This window comes from Clostridium sp. (assembly GCF_030532265.1).
Lineage (GTDB): Bacteria > Bacillota > Clostridia > Clostridiales > Clostridiaceae > Clostridium.
On the sequence record NZ_JAUNLM010000114.1, the window covers coordinates 1 to 3,171 of the forward strand.

General features: G+C 24.3%; 2 protein-coding genes and 1 pseudogene. All 3 read left to right on the forward strand.

What is annotated here, in order from left to right:
* A pseudogene (locus tag Q4E08_RS11950) lies at window positions 1–110 on the forward strand (UTP--glucose-1-phosphate uridylyltransferase); the annotation flags it as partial.
* A 277-nt stretch (window positions 111–387) separates the two neighbouring features.
* Window positions 388–2,106, forward strand: coding sequence for a phospho-sugar mutase (locus tag Q4E08_RS11955; protein ID WP_303131221.1), 1,719 nt, complete (start codon window positions 388–390; stop codon window positions 2,104–2,106).
* 248 nt (window positions 2,107–2,354) lie between these two features.
* Window positions 2,355–2,882: a CpsB/CapC family capsule biosynthesis tyrosine phosphatase gene (locus Q4E08_RS11960; protein ID WP_303131223.1), complete on the forward strand. Its 528-nt coding sequence runs from the start codon at window positions 2,355–2,357 to the stop codon at window positions 2,880–2,882.
* Window positions 2,883–3,171 lie beyond the last annotated feature (289 nt).

Sequence of the window (3,171 nt, forward strand, 5' to 3'; positions counted from 1 at the left end):
AGCAAGGTTTCTTAGAAGCAACAGTTGAATATGCATTAAGAAGAGAAGATTTAAGGGATGGCTTTATGGAGTATTTAAAAGCTTTAGCAGAAAAAGAACAAAATAAATAATAAGTACTTTACTACCTCAAATGTAGTATTAAATTAAATTTTAATAGTATATTTGAGGTAATTTTTTTATTTCAAGTTATAATTCAACAATTCATTGATATTTAATATAATATAATAAATTTGATAATAATTTAAATTTTTTTATTATAATAGTTGTTTTAAAATGTAAAATTTGAATAAAATAACAAAAATGCATATTATACATAATTAAGTATTTTTTTATTTTGAAAAATTAGTTATAATAATACTATGTAAAGATATACAAGGGGGATTCAGAATGAATTATAAAGAAAAATATAGCAATTGGTTAGAATCAGAAATTTTTGATGAAGCAACAAAAAACGAACTTAAAGAAATAAAAGATGAAAAGGAAATTGAGGATAGATTCTATAAAGACTTAGAATTTGGTACTGGTGGACTTAGAGGAGTAATTGGAGCTGGTTCAAATAGATTAAATATTTACACAGTTGGTAAAGCAACAGAAGGACTAGCAAGATATTTAGTTAATAAGTATAAAGAAAACATATCAGTATGTATAGCTTATGATTCAAGACATATGTCACCTGAATTTGCTGAAGAAGCTGCTCTTGTACTTGCAGGACATGGAATAAAAGCAAATCTTTTTGAAGCTTTAAGACCAACACCTGAATTATCATTTTCAGTAAGAGAACTTAAAGCAAATGCAGGAATAGTATTAACTGCATCACATAATCCAAAAGAATATAATGGATACAAAGTATATGGAAATGATGGTTGTCAAATTACTGATGAAGCTGCACATGCAATTATTACAGAAATAAATAATGTTGATTATAAAGATATTAAGAAAATTTCTAAAGAAGAAGCTTTAAATTCAGGACTTCTTAACATAATTGGAGAAGAAGTAGATAGAAAATTTATTGATAAATTAAAATCATATACTATAAGAAAAGATTTAGTTAAAAAACATGCAAAAGATTTAAAAATAATTTATACTCCATTACATGGTACAGGTTTAATGCCAGTTACTACAATATTAAAAGAACTTGGATATGAAAATTTACATGTTGTAAAAGAGCAAGAAAAACCAAATGGAGACTTCCCAACAGCTCCATATCCAAATCCAGAAGATCCAAAGGTATTTGAAATTGCACTTGATATGGCAAAGGAAATTAATCCAGATATAATATTTGGTACTGATCCAGATGCAGATAGAATTGGTGCTATTGTTAAGGATTCAAAAGGTGAATATAAAATACTTACAGGAAACCAAATGGGAGTATTACTTACTAATTACATCATTGAATCATATTCAGATTTAAATGAATTACCAGACAATGGTGCAGTAATTAAAACAATAGTTACAACTGAAATGGTAAGAAATATTTGTAAGCATTATAATGTAGAATTATTTGATGTTCTTACTGGATTTAAATATATTGGAGAAATGATGACAAACTTTGAAAAGACAGGTAGTCATAAATTCTTATTTGGATTTGAAGAAAGTTATGGATGTCTTTTTGGAGATCATGCAAGAGATAAGGACGCAGTAGTTGCCGCTGAGCTTATTGCTGAAATGACTCTTTACTATAAAACAGAAGGGTTAAGTCTTTATGAAGCATTTATAGAACTTTGTAAAAAGTATGGATTCTATAAAGAGCATTTAGTTTCAATTACTTTAAAAGGTAAAGAAGGACAAGAGAAAATTAAAGAATGTCTTGATAGCTTAAGAAAGAATCCGATAATGGATGTTAATGGAGTTATGGTAGAAACTTTCTTTGATTATAAAGCATCAACAGAAATGAATTTAAAAACAAGAGAAGTTAAGGATGTTACACTTCCAAAATCAAATGTACTTAAATATGTACTTGAAGATGGTTCATGGTTTGTTGTAAGACCTTCAGGAACTGAACCAAAAATTAAGATTTACTTAGCTGTGGTTGGTAAGTCACTTGAAGATTCAGAAGAAAAAATTAAAGCTTTTGAAAAAAATGTTATGGAAATAGTAAATTTATAATATTTTATTTAATATAGAACCTTTATTAGCATAGTATTCGCTAATAAGGGTTCTTTTTTATAGTAATAATATTTAAAAGTTAACAAACAAAAATTAACAAATTAATAAAGAAAAGATTAAGAAAATATTAATTACAACATAATATTGATAAATATTAATAAATTAATATTGAAACAGAAAAAAAGACTGTATATAATAATGGTACAAAATATATTTTAAAATTAACATACGATAAAAGGAAGTGGATTATGGGAAATATTAAAAAATTTAAATCTATAAATGATATAGAATTAAATGAGTTTTATGGGGCAAGCGAATTTATTTTTAAAGAATATATTAAGAAATCGGATAAATACAAAATCATACTTATTGATGAAAATTATTCGGATTACGTATTTAAAGAAATATATGATATGCAGATAAATGGACATATTGTAATAATACTTTATCCAGAGAAGTTAGACAAAATAACAAAAAATATAGAGGAAATTAATCATTTTTTAGATGCTGGATGTCTTTTTATTCTTGATGCAAAAAGCCTTGAGGGGGATTATGGAAGAAGTGTAAAAAATGTTGCAAAGTATTTACTTGAGAAAAATATATATAATTTTATAATAAAAAATCGTGTATCAGAAGACAGAATCGAAAACAAAATAATAAAATTTAATAACGTAAAAGATAAGTTATTAAATAATTTAGAATGTTTAGTTAATGATGAAGTTATAGAGCAAAGTAATAGAAGAATAAAGAAGAAAAAACTATTAGGAATTTTTTAAAGACTTTACTTATTGTAAGGTCTTTTTTATTTTATATTAATTAAAGAATTTTAGTAAATAATTATTTAATTTAAATTACTTCATTAAAAATTTCTTAAATAATATTATTTTAATAAATTTTTACATTTATAGTAATATAATAAATTAGTAAAATGAAAGAGGGATGGTAGGATATATGATCAATAATCAAAGCGATATACATAATAATGAACAACATAATTTAAAAATAAATGAAGTTAGTATAGAGCATAATAGAAATAAAAATAGAAATATTAGAAATAAACATAAA